This window comes from Phreatobacter sp. AB_2022a (genome assembly GCF_026847585.1).
Classification (GTDB): Bacteria; Pseudomonadota; Alphaproteobacteria; order Rhizobiales; family Phreatobacteraceae; genus Phreatobacter.
Genome location: NZ_JAPSET010000003.1, coordinates 22,579 through 41,938 on the forward strand (window position 1 = coordinate 22,579; position 19,360 = coordinate 41,938).

Annotated in this window: 19 protein-coding genes; 7 read left to right on the forward strand and 12 right to left on the reverse strand. The window is 68.7% G+C overall.

Annotated elements, in window-relative coordinates:
* Positions 1-180: 180 nt before the first annotated feature.
* Positions 181-888: a glutathione S-transferase family protein gene (locus tag OZ671_RS02860; protein ID WP_268859326.1), complete on the reverse strand. Its 708-nt coding sequence runs from the start codon at positions 886-888 to the stop codon at positions 181-183.
* A gap of 10 nt (positions 889-898) precedes the next feature.
* Complete coding sequence (locus OZ671_RS02865; protein ID WP_268859327.1) at positions 899-1,381, reverse strand: ester cyclase; 483 nt, start codon at positions 1,379-1,381, stop codon at positions 899-901.
* A gap of 93 nt (positions 1,382-1,474) precedes the next feature.
* On the opposite strand from OZ671_RS02865, the gene OZ671_RS02870 reads away from it, so the two are divergent.
* The gene (locus tag OZ671_RS02870; RefSeq protein WP_268859328.1) at positions 1,475-2,533 is read left to right on the forward strand and encodes a GlxA family transcriptional regulator; all 1,059 of its coding nucleotides are present in this window, start codon (positions 1,475-1,477) and stop codon (positions 2,531-2,533) included.
* A gap of 45 nt (positions 2,534-2,578) precedes the next feature.
* Here the strand turns inward: OZ671_RS02870 and OZ671_RS02875 are convergent, their stop codons facing one another.
* Both OZ671_RS02875 and OZ671_RS02880 read right to left on the reverse strand, forming a co-directional pair.
* Positions 2,579-4,228, reverse strand: a complete 1,650-nt coding sequence (locus tag OZ671_RS02875) for a urocanate hydratase (RefSeq protein ID WP_268859329.1) — start codon at positions 4,226-4,228, stop codon at positions 2,579-2,581.
* Positions 4,225-5,340 carry a DUF917 domain-containing protein gene (locus OZ671_RS02880; protein ID WP_268859330.1) on the reverse strand — a complete coding sequence of 372 codons (1,116 nt, stop codon included), beginning with the start codon at positions 5,338-5,340 and terminating at the stop codon, positions 4,225-4,227. The genes OZ671_RS02875 and OZ671_RS02880 overlap by 4 nt, the downstream gene beginning before the upstream one ends.
* A gap of 125 nt (positions 5,341-5,465) precedes the next feature.
* Between OZ671_RS02880 and OZ671_RS02885 the strand changes: the two genes are divergently transcribed.
* On the forward strand, positions 5,466-6,689 hold the full coding sequence (locus tag OZ671_RS02885) for a LysR family transcriptional regulator (RefSeq protein ID WP_268859331.1): 1,224 nt from the start codon (positions 5,466-5,468) through the stop codon (positions 6,687-6,689).
* A 42-nt stretch (positions 6,690-6,731) separates the two neighbouring features.
* Here the strand turns inward: OZ671_RS02885 and OZ671_RS02890 are convergent, their stop codons facing one another.
* The 4 genes from OZ671_RS02890 to OZ671_RS02905 are packed head-to-tail and all read right to left on the reverse strand — an operon-like array spanning position 6,732 to position 9,762.
* Positions 6,732-7,397 carry an amino acid ABC transporter permease gene (locus tag OZ671_RS02890; RefSeq protein WP_268859332.1) on the reverse strand — a complete coding sequence of 222 codons (666 nt, stop codon included), beginning with the start codon at positions 7,395-7,397 and terminating at the stop codon, positions 6,732-6,734.
* On the reverse strand, positions 7,397-8,083 hold the full coding sequence (locus OZ671_RS02895; RefSeq protein ID WP_268859333.1) for an amino acid ABC transporter permease: 687 nt from the start codon (positions 8,081-8,083) through the stop codon (positions 7,397-7,399). The genes OZ671_RS02890 and OZ671_RS02895 overlap by 1 nt, the downstream gene beginning before the upstream one ends.
* Before the next feature lie 30 nt (positions 8,084-8,113).
* A complete protein-coding gene (locus OZ671_RS02900) occupies positions 8,114-8,875 on the reverse strand; it encodes an amino acid ABC transporter ATP-binding protein (RefSeq protein ID WP_103167776.1) in 762 nt (253 codons plus the stop codon).
* Entirely contained in the window at positions 8,869-9,762 is an 894-nt protein-coding gene (locus tag OZ671_RS02905; protein ID WP_268859334.1) for a transporter substrate-binding domain-containing protein, read from the reverse strand. The genes OZ671_RS02900 and OZ671_RS02905 overlap by 7 nt, the downstream gene beginning before the upstream one ends.
* Positions 9,763-10,294: 532 nt before the next feature.
* Here OZ671_RS02905 and OZ671_RS02910 point away from each other — a divergent pair.
* The 3 genes from OZ671_RS02910 to OZ671_RS02920 all read left to right on the forward strand — a co-directional run bounded on the left by OZ671_RS02910 (position 10,295) and on the right by OZ671_RS02920 (position 12,528).
* Positions 10,295-10,744: an RrF2 family transcriptional regulator gene (locus OZ671_RS02910; RefSeq protein ID WP_038309096.1), complete on the forward strand. Its 450-nt coding sequence runs from the start codon at positions 10,295-10,297 to the stop codon at positions 10,742-10,744.
* Between the two features lie 50 nt (positions 10,745-10,794).
* Positions 10,795-11,730, forward strand: a complete 936-nt coding sequence (locus OZ671_RS02915) for a LysR family transcriptional regulator (protein ID WP_268859335.1) — start codon at positions 10,795-10,797, stop codon at positions 11,728-11,730.
* Between the two features lie 180 nt (positions 11,731-11,910).
* Positions 11,911-12,528 (forward strand): nitroreductase family protein, encoded by a 618-nt coding sequence (locus OZ671_RS02920; RefSeq protein ID WP_268859524.1) that lies wholly within the window; start codon positions 11,911-11,913, stop codon positions 12,526-12,528.
* Between the two features lie 266 nt (positions 12,529-12,794).
* Here the strand turns inward: OZ671_RS02920 and OZ671_RS02925 are convergent, their stop codons facing one another.
* The 4 genes from OZ671_RS02925 to OZ671_RS02940 are packed head-to-tail and all read right to left on the reverse strand — an operon-like array spanning position 12,795 to position 17,193.
* Positions 12,795-14,165, reverse strand: a complete 1,371-nt coding sequence (locus tag OZ671_RS02925; RefSeq protein ID WP_268859336.1) for an aspartate aminotransferase family protein — start codon at positions 14,163-14,165, stop codon at positions 12,795-12,797.
* 17 nt (positions 14,166-14,182) lie between these two features.
* Complete coding sequence (locus OZ671_RS02930) at positions 14,183-15,229, reverse strand: phosphotriesterase family protein (RefSeq protein ID WP_268859337.1); 1,047 nt, start codon at positions 15,227-15,229, stop codon at positions 14,183-14,185.
* Between the two features lie 52 nt (positions 15,230-15,281).
* Positions 15,282-15,917: a DJ-1/PfpI family protein gene (locus OZ671_RS02935; RefSeq protein WP_268859338.1), complete on the reverse strand. Its 636-nt coding sequence runs from the start codon at positions 15,915-15,917 to the stop codon at positions 15,282-15,284.
* A gap of 25 nt (positions 15,918-15,942) precedes the next feature.
* Entirely contained in the window at positions 15,943-17,193 is a 1,251-nt protein-coding gene (locus OZ671_RS02940; RefSeq protein ID WP_268859339.1) for an ABC transporter substrate-binding protein, read from the reverse strand.
* Between the two features lie 175 nt (positions 17,194-17,368).
* Here OZ671_RS02940 and OZ671_RS02945 point away from each other — a divergent pair, with 175 nt between their 5' ends.
* Both OZ671_RS02945 and OZ671_RS02950 read left to right on the forward strand, forming a co-directional pair.
* Complete coding sequence (locus OZ671_RS02945; protein ID WP_268859340.1) at positions 17,369-18,127, forward strand: TetR/AcrR family transcriptional regulator; 759 nt, start codon at positions 17,369-17,371, stop codon at positions 18,125-18,127.
* A 230-nt stretch (positions 18,128-18,357) separates the two neighbouring features.
* Positions 18,358-19,359 carry an IS110 family transposase gene (locus OZ671_RS02950; RefSeq protein WP_268859341.1) on the forward strand — a complete coding sequence of 334 codons (1,002 nt, stop codon included), beginning with the start codon at positions 18,358-18,360 and terminating at the stop codon, positions 19,357-19,359.
* Position 19,360: the final 1 nt, after the last annotated feature.

Sequence of the window (19,360 nt, forward strand, 5' to 3'; positions counted from 1 at the left end):
CCTGCGCGGGACTTTCAGGCATGCGCATGGCTCGGCGCCGCGGGTCGCTCTCGCGCCGGAACTTGCGCGATTGAGCAGCGCGCGAGCGAGGCATCGGACACTCCAGAATCATCTCGCCTGTTTCCGCGAGACCGCATCCAATCCGCTGTCCAGCGCCACCCTTGGCACCATCGTCTCCCTTCAGGACGTCGCGGCCTCGATATCGACGCCCCAGGCCAGGCGTTCCATGCCGCGCTGCAGCCGCGGGCGCTCTGCGAGCCGCGCCATCCAGGCGGCGACGTTCGGATTGTCGTCGTCGATCGAGGGCTGGCGGACGCGAAAGCCCGGCCAGATGCTCTCGAACCAGGCATAGGTGGCGAAATCGGCAATGCTGAGCGCGCCGGCCATGAAATCCTGCCCGGCGAGCTGGGCTTCGAGCACGGCGACGAGGCGCATCGCCTCCTGCATGAAGCGCCTGAGCGGATAGGGATAGACCTCCGGCGCCATGGTCGCGCGGAGATAGCCGTTGACGCGCGGGCTGTCGGGATCGGTCGCGGCGACGAAATGGGCGAGATTGCCGAATGTCGGTCCGACGCCGCTCATCTGCCACATCAGCCAGTGCAGGACGCGGTAGCGGTCGGGACCGGAGGGCGGCAGGAACCGGCCCGTCTTCTCCGCGAGATAGACGAGGATCGCGCCGCTCTCGGCGACCACGACCCGGCCGCCCGGTCCGTCGGAATCGATCAGGGCCGGGATGCGGCCATTGGGATTGATGCGGAGGAAGTCCGGCTCCTTCTGCCGGTTCTTCAGAAGGTTGACCGGCTTGATCGCATAGGCGAGCGCGCACTCCTCCAGCATGATGGAGACCTTGCGGGCGTTCTGGGTGCTCCAGGTGTAGAATTCGATCATCGGTCTGGCCTCACGCCTGCGTGGAGAAAAACGCATCGGCCGAGACGCCCGACTGGCGGCAAAGGCTGGCGAGATCGAAGTTGAAACTCTCCCAGACGACACAGCCGTCGCGGAACCGGAAGAGGATGAAGACCGGCACGACGGCGCGCCGGCCATTGGGCGTCTGCCCGCCCGGACGCCCCGACAAGGTCAGGTGGATCGTGCCCCAGGCGACCAGCGTCTCGCCGCTGACGGCATGCCCCTCGAGCGTCACGGCATAATCCGGGAACAGGGAAAAGAAGCGCACGAGACCGGCGCGGATCGCGGCGGCGCCCTCGCGCGGCGGCCCGAGGGGCGGCGCCACGAGCACGCCCTCAGGGTGATAGATGCGCATCGCCGCCTCGATGTCCTGGCGGCTCTTGGCGGTGGCGAGCGCGTCCACGATCCGGATCATTTCGGCGGGATCGGTCACGGCGACCCCGACATCCGGCACGGTTTGAGCTGCTGCGGCCATGGGTTTCTCCTCTCAAGCTTGAGCGCAACTTGACAGGGGCGTTCAGGCCGAGCCAGTGTCCCATATGACATACCATGTGCGAAATGGGACATCATGAAGAAGCGGATCGATGTCGCGATTCTGGCGACCGACGGCTGCATTGGCTCCACTGTGCATGGCCTGCTCGACGCCTTCGCCTGCGCCAATGCCTGCGCCGCCGAACGGACGCCGCCGACCGCCCCGTTCGCCGTTCGCGTCGTGTCGCCCGGCGGCACGCCGGTCAGCAGCTACAATGGGCGCCAGATCGAGGTCGACGGCGAGATCGCCGCGGCGGTGGGCGCGGACATCATCCTGTTCGCTCCGATCATGCCGTCGACCTTGCCCGCCGGCGCCATCGCCGCGAGGCTGGACGCCCTGCGCGCGCTGCTGCCCTGGTTGCGTGCGCAGTCCGCGGCGGGATCCTGCATCGCGACGTCCTGCACCGGCAGCTTCCTGCTCGCCGAGACAGGGCTTCTGGACGGCAAGGTGGCGACGACCCATTGGCGGGCGGCCCAGGCGTTCCGGGAACGCTATCCGCAGGTCGTCCTGCGCGAGAGCGAGCTGATCACGGAGGACGGCAATCTCGTCTGCGGCGGCGGCGCCGTTTCCTATATCGATCTTGCCATTCACCTGGTGCGCCGGTTTGCCGACCCGGCGCTCGCACTCCACTGCGCCCGCATGCTGGTCTTCGACCCCGGCCGCGACCGCCAGTCGCCCTATCTCGCGTTCGAGCCCCGCAAGACGCATGGCGACCAGAGCGTGCTGAAGGCGCAGGAATGGCTGGAGCGGAACTACTGGCGCGAGATCAGCGTCGAGGCGATGGCCGACCGCCTCGGCATGAGCTCCCGCAATTTCAAGCGCAGGTTCAAGGCCGCCTGCGGCGAGCCGATGACCAACTATCTGCAGCGTACCCGGATCGCGGCCGCCTGCGACCGGCTGGTTGCGAGCGACGTTCCGATCCAGCGGATCATCTTCGACGTCGGCTACAGCGACGCCAGCTCCTTTGGCCGCCTGTTCAAGGAAACCACCGGCGTCACCATGGGCGAATACCGCAAGCGGTTTCAGCCGGGCGCAGCCGAACGGCAGCCATCGTCCGCGACGGATTCCGCGGCCGAACCCGCCTTGCGCCATTGACCGTCGCGAGCCGCGGAACGCTGCCGCGGCGAGGCCAGGCGTGGCCTACCGCCGCGCCACCCGGATATGCCCGATGCCCTTGCCCGCCGCCTCGTCGAGCGCCTCCTCGTAGCCGGCATCGGCATAGCGCATGACGCCGAGCGCGGTGTCGTTGGTCAGCGACAGGTCGAGCCGCGCGGCCGCCTCCGGCGTGCCGTCGGCGATCAGGGTGACGCCGGCGCTGGTCATATAGCCGGAATAGCCGCCGCCCCCCGAATGGATGGCGACGAGATCCGCCTTGGAGGCGCACAACATCATGGCATCGAGCAGCGGCCAGTCGGCAATGGCGTCCGAACCGTCCTTCATGTTCTCGGTCATGATGTTGGGATGGGCCATGGCGCCGGCATCGAGGTGGTCGCGGGTGAAGGCGACGGGACCTGCAAGCTCGCCGCTCGCGACTAGCCGGTTCACCGCCAGCGCCAGGCTGGTGCGCTCGCCATGGCCGAGCCAGGCGATGCGCGCCGGCAGGCCCTCGAAAGGCACGTGGCGGCGCGCCAGCGCCACCCAGTTGGTGATGATCCGGTTGGCGGGGAAGAGCTTCAGGAGCAGGTCGTCGATGCGCGCGATGTCGCTCTGCTCGTTCGACAGCGCGATCCAGCGGAACGGCCCGATCGCCCGGGCGAACAGCGGGCGCAGGAAGGCCTCGGTAAAGATCGGGATGTCGAAGGCGCGCGCGAGCCCGCCCTCGCGCGCCTGCGTGCGGATCAGGTTGCCGTTGTCGAAGACCACCGCACCGCGATCCCTGAAACCGAGCATGGCCGCGACATGCCGGACGATGGATGCCCGGCTTTCGGCCATCAGGGTCTTCGGATCGCTCTTGCGCAGCGCCCGCGCCTCGGCGAGCGAGCGCGTCGCCGGCACGTAGCCATAGACGAGATCATGGGCCGAGGTCTGGTCGGTCACGACATCGGGCACGATGCCTCGCGCCAGAATTTCGGGATAGATCTCGGCGGCATTGCCCGGCAAGCCGACCGACAGCGGCGTGCCCGCGGCGGTCGCCGCGCGGATCATCGCCAGTGCCTCGTCGAGCGTCTCGGCGCGCCGTTCGAGATAGCCGACGGCAAGGCGCTTGGCGATGCGTTCGGGATCGACATCGACCACCAGGATCGCCGCCCCCGCCATGCGGCCGGCCAGCGGCTGGGCGCCGCCCATGCCGCCGAGCCCGGCAGTCAGCACGAAGCGGCCCTTGAGATCGCCGCCGAAATGCCGCTCGGCGATGCGCATGAAGATTTCGTAGGTGCCCTGGATGACGCCCTGCGAGCCGATATATTGCCAGTCGCCGGCGGTCAGCCCGCCCCAGCAGATCAGCCCCTTGTCCTGCAGCGCATAGAAGGTTTCGGCCTTGGCCCATTGGCCGACCATGTTGCAATTGGCCATGATCACGACCGGTGCGCCGGGATGGGTCCTGACGATGCCGATCGGCTTGCCCGACTGGACGATGAGCGTCTCGCCCTCGTCCATGGTCTTCAAGGCGCGGACGATGGCGTCGTGCGAGGGCCAGTCGCGCGCGGCGCGGCCGAGCGCGGCATAGACGACGAGATTGTCGGGGTCCTCCCCGACCGCCAGGACGTTCTCCAGGAGGCGCAGCAGGCCCTCCTGGCGCCAGCCCTTGCAGCGCAGGTCGTTGCCCGAGGTGACGCGGAAATCCTGCCTCATGGGACATGATCCAGGGCTGCGACGTGATCCAGTGCGTAGTCGACGAGCGGAATGCCGAGCGCCTTCTCCACATAGGGATAGACGCTGCGGTCGGTGGCGCTGGAGCTGAGCGGGATATGGGCCTTGCCGATATGCAGCACCAGGAGCTCCATGCCCTCGGCGATATGGCCCGCGGAGACCGGCCGGCCCTCGGTGTCAAGGGTCGCGATCACGTCCGGATAGGTCGACGTGCGCGCGCCGGTCTCGTCCTCGGTCGCCATATATTCGTTCATCACGTGCAGGCGGCAGGCCTTGTTGCCGGCGCTCAGCGTGATCGTGCCGATGTCGAAGGCATCGTTGGTATAGGCGAGGCTCTTGGCGCTCACCTTGCCCTGGAACAGGATCGTGCCGCCGGTCGTCTCGCAGATCGCGTCGATCACCGCCGCGCCGCCCTTCGGCTCGGCCGCGATGATCGCCGCGCCGAGATCGAGCGCACGTGAAATGCCGCCGAGCGCCGCATGGTGGCGGACATAGGACGCCCTCAACGGATTGCGGCAGGAGGCGATGAAGCCGCCGGCCATGTCGCCCGCCGTGCGCAGGATCGGCGAGACGCGGGCGGTCGCACCGCGCACCACCAGCTCGATATACTGGTTGTTCGCGCGGTTGCCGCCGACCGCGGTCTGGATCACCTGGTCGGGCGAGCCGGCCATGCCGATCGAGCCCATGTCGCCGGTCGGATGCGCCCGGATGTCGCCGACCGCGTCGATCACCTTGGTGCCCAGGATGGCGCCGGGCAGCCAGGCATTGAGCGTCGAGGACATGCCGTTCTGACCGATCATCAGGCCGTAGACCGGCGCGCCGAGCGCCTCCTGCAGCAGGCGCACCGCGTTGACATAGTCGACGCCGAGCATCTGCCAGTCGGTATTGTCGCCGGGCGCGCCGATCGCCGCGGCGGTGGCGATCCAGGCGTCATCGGGCACCTCGTCCATGGAGACGAGTTCCGGCTCGCCGGCATTGACCGCGGCGGTGCCCAGCATGATGCCGTGGCGGACCCAGCCGCCACCGCCCGCGGCGAAGATCGAACCGCCCTTCACCGCCGCATCGACATCGGCTGCCCTCAAGATGCGTCCCATGGCTCAACGTCCTCCTGCTCTTGGCCGGCGGCACGGCCATAGCCGCCGCCGCGAATTCGGGTTAGGGGTCGACGAGGCCGTGCCGCGCGCAACCGGACAGGGCCGTCCAGGGCCGAGCCGCGCCGATGGCACTTGAAATCCATTCCCTCGCCTATTTCGTGCGGACCCTGCAGCGCCGCTCCATGAAGCAGGCGGCGGCCGATCTCGGCGTGCGGACCTCGACCGTCAGCCGCGCGCTCGGCGTGCTCGAATACGAGCTGGCGACCAAGCTTCTGGTCCGGCGCCCCGACGGCGTCGTCGCCTCGTTCGAGGGCGAGCAGCTGAACCGATCGGCCAGCCTGATCCTGAACTGGACGGCACGCCTGCCCGACGTCGTCGCCGGCCGACCGGCGGCGCCGGGCGCCACGATGCCGGCGGATGCCGCTCCCGCGCTTGCCACGCTGCGGGCGCTCGCCGGCGCCCCGGTCTCGCTCAGGACGCTCGCCCATTTCGCACTGGCGGTCGAGGAGCGCAGCATTTCGGGAGCGGCGCGCCGGCTCAACATCACCCAGCCGACGCTCGGCCGGCGCATGGCCGAGCTCGAGCGCTTCCTCGGCGTTCCGCTGTTCGCCCGCGGCCGCACCGGCTCGAGCCCGACGCCGGCCGCGCTGCGCCTTCATGCCTCCGCCATCGAGATCGAGGCGCTGGCGCGCGGCATCCTGAAGCGGGCCGATATCGGCTTCCTGCACCAGGTGCGCGACTTCCGGCTGGGATCGGTGATGCCGGCCGGAGTCGATTCCAATCTCGCCGTGCTGCTTGCCGGCATCATCGAGGACTATACCAAGCGCGACCGCAACCGTTTCGTCTCGGTCAGCACCGGTCCGGCCCAGTTCCTGATGGAACAGCTGCTGGCCGGTGCGCTGGACGCCGCGATCGTCGACACCGCCGAGGTGCCCGCCGATTTCATGCGGCTGGAAATCGCCCGGCGGCCGCTGCTCGTAATGGTGCCGGCCAGCGCCTACCGGGACGGCGACCGAGCCGAGGACCTGATCGGCCGCCTGCCGCTCGCCCTGCCGATGACCGGCACGGGCCTGCGCCGCGCCATCGACCAGCTCGTCGCCCATGGCCCGGATGCGCCGCGCCGGACCATCGAATGCGGCTCGATCCCGGTGCTGATGCGCCTCGTCATCAACGGCGCCTGCTGCACGATCATCCCGGAGGGCGCGCTGCCGCAGGCCGATCCGCGCGTGCGCGCCCTCGGTCTCGCCGGCGCCGTGCTGGTGACCCAGCTGATCTGGATGCCGGCCAAGCAGGACAGCGCGCAGGTGCGCCTGATCCGCGAGCTCGTGCAGCAGCGCCCCTTTGCGTGATGGCAACCCCGGTCCGGACGGGCGGCGGGCGGCGGCCATGGCTCACCGCGCGATCTTGTGCTCGACCCGCGCGATCAGCCGGACCACCGGCCAGAGCAGGACGAGGTAGATGAGGGCCGCGAGCACGAGCGGGGAGGTGTTGTAGGTCACGGAGCGCGCCAGATCGGCCGAGTGCAGGAGCTCGGGCACCGCGACGATGCTGGCGAGCGAGGTGAGCTTGACGAGCTCCATCGTGTTGGAGAGGAGGTCGGGCAGCACGTTGCGCACCGCCTGCGGCAGCGTCACGTAGATGAAGGCCTGGGCGGCGGTCAGCCCGGTCGACCGCGCCGCCTCGATCTGGCCGCGCGGCACGCTTTCCACCCCGGCCCGGTAGATCTCGCCGTAATAGCTCGAGGCGTTCAGAAGGAAGGCGACGCAGATCGTGCCGGTCGGTCCGAGCCTGATGCCGGCAAAGGGCAGGCCGGAATGGATGAAGATGATCAGCACCAGCGGCGGGAAGGCACGCCAGAAATCGATGAAGGCGATCGCCGTCCAGCGCAGCCAGCGGCGGCGGCTGGTGGCGGCGAGCATGGTGCCTATGCCGCCGAGAAGGCCGATCGGGATCAGCAGCACGCAGAGCAGGAGCGTGTAGAGAAGGCCGCGGAGCAGCAGCGGCGCCACCTTCGCCATGATCTCCAGATTGAAGAACTCGTTGACGAAATTCTCCATCAGGCGCGCCTCCAGCCATAGCGGCTCTCCAGCCAGCGCGAGGCCGCCACCAGCGGCACGAAGACCAGGAGATAGAGGCCGGCGCCGATCATCAGCGGCGTGGCGTTGCCGGTGAAGGCCTGGGCCGACATCGACCGGCCCAGGATCTCGCTGACGCCGATGGCGCTGCCGAGCGCGGTATTCTTGGTAATCGCGATGGTCTTGTTGGTCAGCGGCGGAATGGCGAGGCGCACGGCCTGCGGCAGAACGACGGAGGCGAGTGTCTGGCCGAAGGTGAGGCCGGTCGAGCGCGCCGCCATCCACTGGCCCCGCGGCACCGAGGTGATGCCGGCCCAGAACACCTCCTCGGCGAAGGCGGCGAGAACCGCGGCGAGCGCCAGCCAGAGCACGATGAAGTTGGGCAGGACGATGCCGATATTGGGCAGGCCGAAATAGATGATCAGGATCAGCACCAGCGGCGGCAGGGCGCGGAAGATATCGACGAAGACGATGACGAGAAAAGTCAGCGGCCGGCGGTCGAGCGCGCGCAGCACGGCGAGGCCGAGGCCGGCCGCGATGCCCGTGACGATCACCGCGAGACCGACCAGCACGGTGACGGCGACGCCGCCGACGATTGCCGGGAAATAACGCGCGGCGATCTCGGCGTCGAAAAACGTCGCGATGAACCTGTCCCAGTCGGATATCACCTCAGCGGTCCTCCCTGCCCCGCGGCGGGCTCAGTGCCTGACCTCCCGGAGGAAGCGCTGCGTGCGCTCCTCGCGCGGCCGGGCGAAGATCTCCTCGGCCGTGCCTTCCTCCACCACGCGGCCCTGGTCGAGGAACAGCACACGGTCCGCCGCCTCGCGGGCGAAGCGCATTTCATGGCTGGCGATCACCATGGTCATGCCGCTGGCGCGCAGATCGCGCACCACGGCCAGCACGCTGCCGACGAGCTCGGGATCGAGCGCCGAGGTGGGCTCGTCCATCAGGATGATCTTCGGCTCCAGCGCCAGCGCCCGGGCGATGGCGACGCGCTGCTGCTGGCCGCCCGACAGTTCGGCCGGATAGGCGCCGGCCTTCTCGGCGAGGCCGACCCGTTCGAGCTGGGCAAGGCCCAGGGCATCGGCCTCCGCCCTCGACCTGCGCATCACCTTGCGCAGGGCGAGCGTGATGTTTCCGAGCGCGGTCAGGTGCGGATAGAGATTGAAGCTCTGGAACACCATGCCGACCTGCCGGCGCATCAGGTTGACGTCGGTCGACGGGTTCAGGAGGTCGACGCCGTCGATGACGATCGAGCCGCCGGTCGGCTCCTCCAGCCGGTTGCAGCAGCGCAGCAGCGTGGACTTGCCGGAGCCGGACGGCCCGATCAGGAACACGAGCTCGGTCGGCGCCACCAGGAGATCGACGCCCTTCAGCACCTCGTTGGCGCCGAAGGACTTGCGCACGCCGCGGGCCTCCAGGAGGGCGCGCGGCGCCGGCCCGACGCCTTCGCTCAGCATGGCGGATCGAACGGCCGGTCCTCGTAGCCGGCGACGCCGGGCACGCCGATGCCGGGATAGACCGTCAGGGTCGAGGAGCCGGGCGCGGGGTCGACGCCGAACCATTTGCGGTACATGGCGGCCAGCGTGCCGTCCTTCTTCATGCATTGCAGGGCACCCTCGAGCGTCGCCCTGAGCTCGGTATTGCCGTTGCGCAGCGGCATGGACCAGACGAGCCCTGTGCGCTCGAGGTAGGAGTTCTTCAGCCTCGGATTGTTCTTGACCACCCAGGCCGTAACGGTCGCCGCCGAGACATTGGCATAGGCCCGCCCCGACAGCACGGCCTGCACCGCATCGGTGCTGGTGGCGAAGGCTTCCGCGGTCCAGCCGATGCGGGGTGCGAGGTCCTGCACCCACTTCTCGTAGATCGAGCCGCGCTGCACGGCGATGACCTGGCCCTTGAGCTGGGCGAGATCGGTGATATCGGGCTTGTCCTTCAGCGTCAGGAACCGGTAGTCGGCATCGACGAGCCCTTCCATGAACAGCATCTGCTGGGCGCGTTCCGGCGTCACCGTGACGACGGCGGTGAGGAAGTCGTAGGTGCCGGCCTGGAGCGCGGGAATGAGCCCGGCGAACTGCGTGCCCTCGACCTCGATGCGCCTGTTGATGCGCCGCGAGATCTCCTCGACAACATCGATGTTGAAGCCTTCGAGCCCGCCCGAGAGCTTCGGCATGGCATGCGGGGCGAAGGTCGCGTCGATCGCCGAACGCAAGGGCGGCTGCTGCGCGGGGGGCTGCTGGGGGGATTGCTGCGCGGGGGGCTGCTGGGGGGATTGCTGCTGGGCTTGGGCGACGGCCATCCCGGCGGCAAGGCCGGCGACCAGCGCAAGGCTCGATCTCAACATCATGGTCTCCTCGGCATCGGCGGCGTCCTGGCGCGGCCGGCGATAAGTCTAGTCTTTCGATGAATTGACGCGCATGCAATTCGGCCGGCCGATGCGAAAACTGCAACAGGCCATGCTTTCGATATCGCAGGCCAAAGGCGATGCCGGTCGACGGTCATCGCGGCGGCGGCGACGCGGCATGTGCCAGTCGAGCAGAGCGACTGCTCATTAGCTGTGCAATTCCAATCTATTGACGGACACAGGCCAACCGCCGAGGCGACTGATTTCGGCGATGCCGGCAGGAGCCCTGCACCGTTTCCCGGGCGATCCGTGCGGGATCGGAGCCTGTACGCGGCGGTCTCGCCCAACCGACGGTCTTGTGTCCTGATCGGGAGCGGCGCTAGAGCTGCGCACCGCCATCAGACTACTAATTTTATCGACTTTAGACGAAGATGCTTCACGAGGCAGGCCCCGCACAAGATTTAGTCTCCGCGCCGCAGCGCGGAGAGATGATCCTTGCGCGTTCCGCGCGGCCGCTCGTCACGGGCTGCGGGTCATGCTGACCAAGAAGGGCAAATACGGACTCAAGGCGATGACCGCGTTGGCCGGGCGGCCACTCGGCACGGCCGTACTGGTGGCCGACCTCGCGCGCGACAATCAGATCCCGAAGAAGTTTCTCGACACGATTCTCGGCGAGCTGCGCACGGGCGGCTTTCTGCACGCCAAGAAGGGGCGCGGCGGCGGCTACCGGCTCGCCCGGCCGGCGGAGGACATCCGCGTCGGCGACCTGATCCGGACGCTCAACGGGTCGCTCACGCCGATCGCCTGCGCCAGCCGCTCGGCCTACCAGCGCTGCGACGACTGTCCGGACGAGAATGCCTGCGCAACCCGGCTCCTGATGGTGCAGGTCCGCGAAGCCATTGCCGGTGTCGTCGACAGCCTGTCGCTCGCCGAGCTGCGCGACCTCGCACGCGACCCCTTCGATTCCTTCGTCTACCACATCTGAGCGCTGGCGCGGCGCCGAAGCCCGTCTATGCTCGCCCGGCTATGAACACGATGCTGTTTCCGGATGTCGCCGATGTCAGCTTCCACCAGCTCAGGGTGCTGCACGTCCTCCTGGCCGAGCGCAGCCTGACGCGGGCGGCGACGCTCATCGGCAGCAGCCAGCCGGCGATCAGCAAGGTGCTGTCCAAGCTCCGCCTTGCCTTCGACGACCCGCTGTTCGTGCGTGTCGGCGCCGGCATGCAGCCGACGCCCAAGGCTCACGCGCTGGCCGAGCCGCTGCGCCAGCTGCTCGCCCAGGCCGAGGCCCTCGGCCGCCTGCCCGCGCGTTTCGACCCCGCCTCCTCCACGCGCCAGTATCGGCTGCTGGTCAGCGATGTCGGCGTGTTGCGCTTCCTGCCGCCGCTGATGGCGGCGCTCGCCAGCGAAGGTCCGCAGGTCCGGCTCGTCGCCCTGCCGCTCGACATGCGGCAGTTCCAGACGCAGCTCGAGACCGGCGTCGCCGATATCGCGCTCGGGACCTTCCCGCGCACGACAGAGGGGCTGCGGCGGCAGCGGCTCTACAGCGAAGGCTATCTGAGCGTCGCCCGCGCCGACCATCCGCGCCTCGCCGAGCTTGCGAGCCGTGCCGGCTTCCTGGCCGAGCGGCACGTCATGGTGGCCGCCGCCCATACCGGCCACGGCGCCCACGTCATGGCCGAGCAGGTGCTGACCGCCGAGATTCCGGCCGACCGCATCGCGCTCAGCGTGCCGAGCTTCGTCGGTGCGGCGCTCGCCGCGGCGCGCAGCGAGGCGATCGCGACATTGCCGGCGCGACTCGCCCGCGACTTCGGCGGCGAGCTCGGCCTTGCGGCGTTCCGCCCGCCCTTCGCGCTGCCGCGGATCGACGTCGCCCAGTACTGGCACGAGCGCTATCACCACGATGCCGGCCATCAGTGGCTGCGACGCCTGGTGCATCGCACCTTCGGCGGCCCGGCGCCGGCCGGCTGATCTCCCGCCATTCCAGGTGAGGATGCCGAACATAGCCGATCGGTCATGGCAGCCGAGGCCTTGGCCGGGTTAGACTGGCTGCTTTCCCGCCCGCAGGCGATCGCCGGAGAGGACCAGGACGTGATCACCGAATACAAGCCGATCCCGCTGCCCGACTACCGGGAGCTGCCGGTCGAGGAGATGCGTCGCCGCGCCGCCGAGTTCTACGACATGATCCGCCAGCGCCACACGGTGCGCGATTTCTCGCCCCGGCCGGTGCCGCGCGACATTATCGACACGTGCCTCAAGGCCGCCGGCACCGCGCCGAACGGCGCCAACCATCAGCCCTGGCATTTCTGCGTGATCGGCGATCCCGCGGTGAAGACCAGGATCCGCGTGGCGGCGGAGGAGGAGGAAGAGCGGTTCTACGCGGGCAAGGCCGGCGAGGAGTGGCTCGGCGCGCTGAAACCGCTCGGCACCGATCCGAACAAGCCGTTCCTGGAAACGGCGCCCTGGCTCATCTGCATCTTCGGCGCGCGCAGGAGCGCGAGCGCCGACGGCGTCATGCGCAAGAACTACTACGTGCCGGAATCGGTCAATATCGCCACCGGCATCCTGCTCACCGCCCTGCATTATGCGGGTCTCACGACGCTGACCCATACGCCCAACCCGATGGGCTTCCTGAACGAGATCTGCGGCCGGCCGGAGACCGAGAAGCCCTATATCCTGATGGTCGTCGGCTATCCCGCAGAGGATGCGACCATTCCCGCGCATGCGACGGAAAAGAAGCCCCTCGGCGAGATCGTGAGCTATCTCTGACAGGCGCCGGCCCGCGGTGTCCTGGATCGGGCGCGACCGTGGTTCGAGGCTCGCTGCGCTCGCACCTCACCATGAGGATGGGGTGAGTGGCATCAGGGGCGCTTACGAAGCGACATTCGCTGTGTCGAGTGCGGGCTGCGCCCGCCCCTTCATGAAGACCCACGGCGCCATGCTCCACGTCCCTCATGGTGAGGCGCCCGCGCCCTTGCGCGGGCCTCGAACCAGTGCCGCCCCAGATGCAGGGCAGCTCAGCACACGACCGCTCGTCAGCTCCAATCCCTGCTGGCGATCAGCGAGCGGCGGCTGGCGAGGAAGTCGTCGACCGCCTCGACCAGCGCCGCACATTCGGCCTCGCCGACCTCCAGGCTCAGCGCCATCATGCCGCGCCGCGCGAGATAGACGCCACGGTCGAGCATGTCGAAGAAGAACAGCTCCTTCAGCCTGCCATCGCCCGCCGCAGCGTCCGCCGGCGTGCGCACCGGCCTGGGTGAAAAATGCGCCGCGAGCAGCGAGCCGATGCCGGTGAATTCGAGCGCCGCGCCGTGCCGCGCCGCAACACGGTTCAATGCCGTACGCAGGTCGTCGCCGCGCCGGTTGAGGGCCGCGACAGCCGGCGGCGTGAAGATCTCGGTGAGGCCGGCGGTGCCCGCTGCCATGGTCAGCACATTGTTGTTGAACGTGCCGGCATGCTGCAGCGCGCCAGGCCGGCGCGGATCGTAGCGCTCCATCAGCGCGCGCCGACCTCCGAAGGCGCCGAAGGACATGCCGCCGCCGATATATTTGCCGAGCGTCGTCATGTCCGGCAGGACGCCGAGCCGTTCCTGCAAGCCGCCGGGCGAAAGGCGCGAGGTCATCACCTCGTCGAAGATCAGCACGGCGCCATGGCGCGTCGCGCCCGCCCGCAGGGCGGCAAGGAAGGCGGGATCGCCGGCGATGCAGCCGCCGGAGCCGAGCATGGGCTCCACCAGGATCGCGGCAAGCTCGCCGCCGTGCGCGGCCAGGATCATTTCGGTGCCGGCGAGATCGTTGTAGCTGCCGAGCACCACCTCGTAGGGCGCATTGAGCGGCGCCGGCCCGGCGCCGAAGCTGAGCAGCCCGCCGTGATAACCGCCCTGGAACACCAGGAGCTTGCGCCGGCCGGTGGCGACGGTGGCGGTCGCGACCGCCATCAGATTAGCCTCCGTGCCGGAATTGGTGAAGCGGACGAGGTCGATGGACGGGAAGCGGTCGCAGACGGCGCGGGCGAGCCCGGCCTCCATCAGGTTGTGGCCGGCAAGGTTGATGCCGCCGTCGAGGGCGCGGTCGATCGCCGCGCGGATCACCGGATGCGAATGGCCGAACAGGCCGGCGGTATATTCGCCGAGGAAATCCACATAGTCGTGGCCGTCGGCATCGCGCACGCGGCAGCCGCGCCCCTCGGCTATGGCGAGGGGGAACGGCGAATAGAACAGCACGGTGCGGGTATTGCCGCCCGGCATGACCTCTTCGGCCTCCGCGTGGACGCGGCGGCTCTCGGGATTGCGCGCGATGAAACGCTCGCGCGCCTCGGCGAGCGCGGCCTCGATGTCGACATTGATCGCCGCCCGCTGCGCGTCCGGCGTGGCTTGTCCAGGTGTCATGGTGGCATGTCCGGTCATGACGGAACGTTCCGGGGTCAGATGAAGGTGAGCAGGCGCTTCGGATTGGCCACGAGGATCGCGTCGATCTCGTCTTCGGCAAATCCGCGCGAGCGCATCAGCGGCACCACATTCGTATAGATGTGGCCGTAGCCGTGGCCGCCGAACTGGGTGAGCCGGGTGCGGTAGCAGATGTCGTGGCTGATCACGACGCGGGCGAGATGGCCGCTGTCGATCAGCGCCCGGATCAGCCTCAGCCGCCCGGCATCGTTGGGCATGTCGATGTCGGAAAGCGGGTAGAAGCTCTGCTCCTGGCCGAACAGGTCGAATTCCAGCACGCAGCCGCTGTCGGCGAGCCGCTTCAGCCGGTCGACGTCGAAGATGGTGCGGTCGATATGGCTGATCACCACCCGCTCGATGTCGCCGCCCTCGGCGCGGATGAAATCCGCCACCTCCTGGGGCTGGTCCGGATCACGGCCGGGATGGACGTTGACGGAGGCGCCGGTCTCCGCCTGGGCCGCGAGCGCACCGCGCATGACCTTCCGCTCGAGCGCGGTCCAGGGCGCCTGGCAGCCGATCTCGCCGATGATACCGGCGCGCACTTCCGTCCCCCAGGCGCCGCCGGTGACCTGCTCGATCATTTCCGCCGCGAAGCTGTCGGGCGAGCGGCCTTCGTTCGCGCGGTCCTGGTACTCGTCGACATAGTGGCCGCAGCCCATGACGATGTGGCTATCGGTGCGGCGCGCGACCTCGGCAAGCCCCTCGGGGTCCGGCTTCAGGCCGCCGCAGGTGAGCTCGACCACCGTGCGTCCACCCGCCGCGCGCATCTCCGCGACCTCGGCCACCGCGGTGTCGCGGCAGCGCAGGACGAGGTTGCCCGGCACCTTCAGCCGACCGTAATTGATGCGGTAGCAGTTGCAGAGCGTGATCTCCGGCCCCTGGTCGGGATTGTCGGCCATGACCGGCGTGCGCAGGTCCCAGATGAGATGTTCGTGCATCAGCGTCGGCCCGAGCGTGTCGGGATCGACGAGGCCAAGCACGGTCTGCGCCTTGCCGCGAAGCTGGTCCCTGCCGAGGCGTGCCATGATGTTCTCTCCTGTCATGCGAAAGACGCCGCGGGCCCTTCGGGCGCCCACGTCAGGTTGACGGTGCGAGCGAGCGGAAATAGGCGGAGGCGGCATCGCCGCGATGCGCGGTGCCGTAGACACGCCCATCGGGGAAATATTCGGCGTTGTACTGGACGATCGAGGCGGCCTCGGCGCCGGCCTCCGCCGCGATGAAGGCCAGTGTCAGGTCCATGCCGGCGGAAACGCCCGCCGATGTCCACACCGTGCCGTCGCGGACATGGCGCTCCTCGGCGACGATGACGCCAGGCAGCGCCGCCAGCCGCTCCAGCGCCTTCCAGTGCGTGGTGGCGCGGCGGCCGTGAAGCAGGCCGGCGGCGTGCAGGATGAAAGCGCCGGTGCAGACCGAGAGGACATGCCGGCAGGAGCGCGCCTGCGCCGCGACAAAACCGACGAGCCTTGCATTGGCCATTTCGTCGAAGGCGGCGAAGCCACCGGGAACGAGCAGATAGTCGAGCGGCGGGCAGCGCTCGAAATCCGTGTCGGCGGCAATCTTCAGCCCCTTGGCGCAGACGGTCGGGCCGCCGGTCTCGCTGACCGCAAGGCATTCCGGCCCGCCGGCATAGGCCCGCCACATGGTCGCCATTTCCCAGGGGCCGACGAGGTCGAGCTCCTCGACGCCGGGATAGATCAGGAAACCGAACCGCATGATATCCCCCTCGAAACCGGGCCGGTCATTCCGCGAGCCGGCAGCCGGCTTCCTCCGCCGACAGGAAAACCTGCTCGGCCGGCAAGGTCGCCACCACCTCCTGGACGTCGAACCGGTCCTTCGACGCCGTCGGCGCCTTGACCCTCAGGATGTACATCGGGTTCAGCACGCGCCCGTCGCGGCGGATGCGGACGTTCTGGTTGTTGAAGTCGTTGACCGGCATGTCGCGCATCCGGGCGTTGACGATCCGGGCGTCGGCGGTCCCCGCCGCCTCCACGGCACGCAGATAGTGAAGCACCGCCGAATAGGTCGCGGCATGCACCATATTGGGGATCCGGTCCTTCAATCGCGCATGGAAGCGGCGCGTCCAGGCACGGGTCGCCTCGGTGCGGTCCCAATAGAAGGACTCGCTCGCCACCAGCCCCTCGGCCGATGACAGGCCGATGCCGACAATGTCGTTCGACATGAGGCTCAAGCCTGCGAGCCGCTGGCCACCGGCGCCGACGAGGCCGAATTCGCCGGCCTGCTTGATGGCATTGATGAGATCCTGGCCGGCCACCGCAAGGCCGATGACACTGGCGCGCGAACCCTGGGCCTGCAGCAGGAAGGAGGAGAAGTCCGAGGTGCCGAGCGGCGCCCTGACGCTGCCGAGGATGCGGCCGCCGGCCGCCGTGACCGCCCGGCCGGTATCGCGCTCCAGGGCGTGGCCGAAGGCGTAGTCAGCCGTGATGAAGAACCAGGAGCCGGCCGCGCCGCGGCTCAGATAGGCGCCGGCCGCGGCCGCCTGGGCATGGGTGTCATAGGCCCATTGCGTCGAGATCGGCGAACATTCCCTGCCGGAAAAATCCGGGTTGCCGGCGCCGACCACCAGGAAGGTGCGGCCGGCCTGGCGGGCTGCCGTCAGCACGGCGAAGGCGGTCGTCGAGTTGCCGCCGCCGACCACCGCCTCCGCGCCGTCGACATCGAACCAGCGCCGGGCATTGGCCGAGGCGATGTCTGGACGGTTCTGGTCGTCGGCCGAGCGCAGGACGATGGGCCGGCCAAGCACCTTGCCGCCAAAGTCCTCCACCGCGAGCTGCGCCGAAATCAGCTGGCCGGGGCCGCTGACATCGATATAGGGCCCGCTGAAATCGCCGCTGACGCCAATGACGAAAGGCCTGGGCGCCTCGGCCAGCGCCGTGGCCAAGCCCCACAGGCCGCCTGCCGACACCGCCAGAGCGAACATGACGCCAGCAAGGCCGCGCGCGCGCACCGGCCCCGTTCCCCACCACCGCATGGCGGCCTCCCCTCGGGTTGTTCTTATTCTTTCTTGTACATCGTACAATTACATCTTGTCCAGTGTACAGGAAACCGATCTCCAACCCGGCCCCGGCCTTGGAGCCCGCGTGCCTGGCCTGCTACAGAACGGGCGTGGACCGCGCGCCGCGCGGCAGGTTTCCAAGGGACAGGGCATGGCTTCGAGCCGCGACGGTGCGACAACGGCAAGGACGCGCAGGCGCGCCGCGACCGCCGCGGATCTGCCGGAGGCGGAAACTCCGGGGCTGAACCGCGAGCAGATCGTCGCGGCCGCGCTGCGGCTGATCGACGAAGCCGGGCTCGACGCCTTCAGCGTGCGCGAGGTGGCGCGCCATCTCGGGGTCTATCCGACCGCGCTCTACTGGCACCTGCCCGGCGGGCGCAATGCGCTGCTGGCCGCGGCCGCAGCGGCCGCGCTCGACGACGTCGCCCTGCCCTTCGAAACCGGCGACGACTGGGAGGGCTGGATCCGCAGCCTGTTCCATCGCTATCGCGACAGCCTGCGCCAGCACCCCAATGTCGCGCCGCTGCTCGGCGCCCAGCTCGTTTCCAACGCCGGGGTCAATCTCAGGCTGGTCGAGCGCGTGCTGGCGGCCCTGGAGGCTGCCGGCTTTGCCGGCGCGCGGCTGATCGCCGCCTACAATGCGGTGATCGCGGCCATGCTCGGCTATGTCACGCTGGAACTCGCGCCGACGCCGAAGGACGACCCGGACGGCTGGGCCGCCGCCTTCGAGACGAATATCCGCGCCCTGCCGCCGGCGGACTATCCCCGGCTGACGAGTAACATGGAGGCCCTCGTCAACCGCGCCTTCATCGTGCGCTGGCAGAGTGGCTCCGAGGTGCCGCTCACGCCAGGCTTCGAGCTCTATGTCGAAGCCTTCATCGCCGGCCTCAAGGCGCAGCTCCCGCGCTGAGGCAAGTCGACATGCTCTGCACGAAGGCAGGCCGTGGTTCGAGGCCCGCGCAAGGGCGCGGGCACCTTGTATTGGAAAAATCTGCCAGACTGAGGCCGTCCCTCGTTGAGGGGGATGCCGGATCCGAGGTGGCCGCCTCGGATCCGGCGGCGGCCGTTTGATCGTTGGCACCTGAGCCGTTTCGGGCTGTTGGTGAGCAAGATCACGGTCGCCCTCTTCATCGGACCCGGATGGTTGAAAGAACACCAGGTTCGCATCACAAGGATGGGGCGACGAAGATGGCAAAGACTAACACGAAAGTAGCCGGGATCGACACAGCGAAGGCCACGCTGGATATGGCCGTGCACGGCCGCACGGAGCACTGGCAGGTCGACAATACCCCTGCCGGCTGGCGCGAGCTGAGTGAGCTCCTGACCGCCCAGCGGGTCGGCCGGATCGGGATCGAAGCCACCGGCGGCTATGAGGTCGGCGTCATCGCGGCCTTGCGCGCGGCAGGATTCACCGTGATCCGTCACCAGCCGGTGCAGATCAGCGCCTTTGCCAGGATGCGTCTGCGGCGGGCCAAGACCGATCGGCTGGATGCGGCGCTGATTGCCCATTTCACCGCCCTGTTCACCGATGATCGGCCGGCTCCCGATCCCCGGTTTGCCGCCTTCGCCCTGCATCTGACCCATATCGAGCAGCTCGAGGGGCGGATCAAACAGACCAAGACCTTTCTCGAACACCAGAGCGAGCCGCGGCTGCGCCGGCAATGGGAGAGCCGGCTCAAGGCCGACCAGAAGGAGGCGGCATACGAGCTGGCGCTGCTGGTCAAGGCTCTGCGCCAGCAGCCCGATCTCGACCGCCGGCTCGAACTGCTGCTCAGCATTGACGGGATCGGTCTGCGCACTGCGGTCGCCCTGGTCGTCGGCATGCCGGAACTGGGGCAGATCTCGCGGGAAGAGGCCGCGGCCCTGGCCGGCCTTGCTCCATTCGTCCGCCAGAGCGGCAAGTGGGCTGGCGAAGCCCATATCGACGGCGGGCGGGCTCGCGTCCGCACCGCCCTCTATGCCGCAGCCCTTCCGGCGGCCTTCCAGTGGAACCCTGCCCTCATCGCCTTCTATGCTCGCCTCAAACAGGCCGGCAAAAGCCATAAGAAGGCTCTCGTGGCCTGTGCCCGAAAGCTCCTCATCTTCGCCAACTCCGTTCTTCAGCGCGACACTCCATGGCGGAAAGCCGCAACCCAATCCTAAT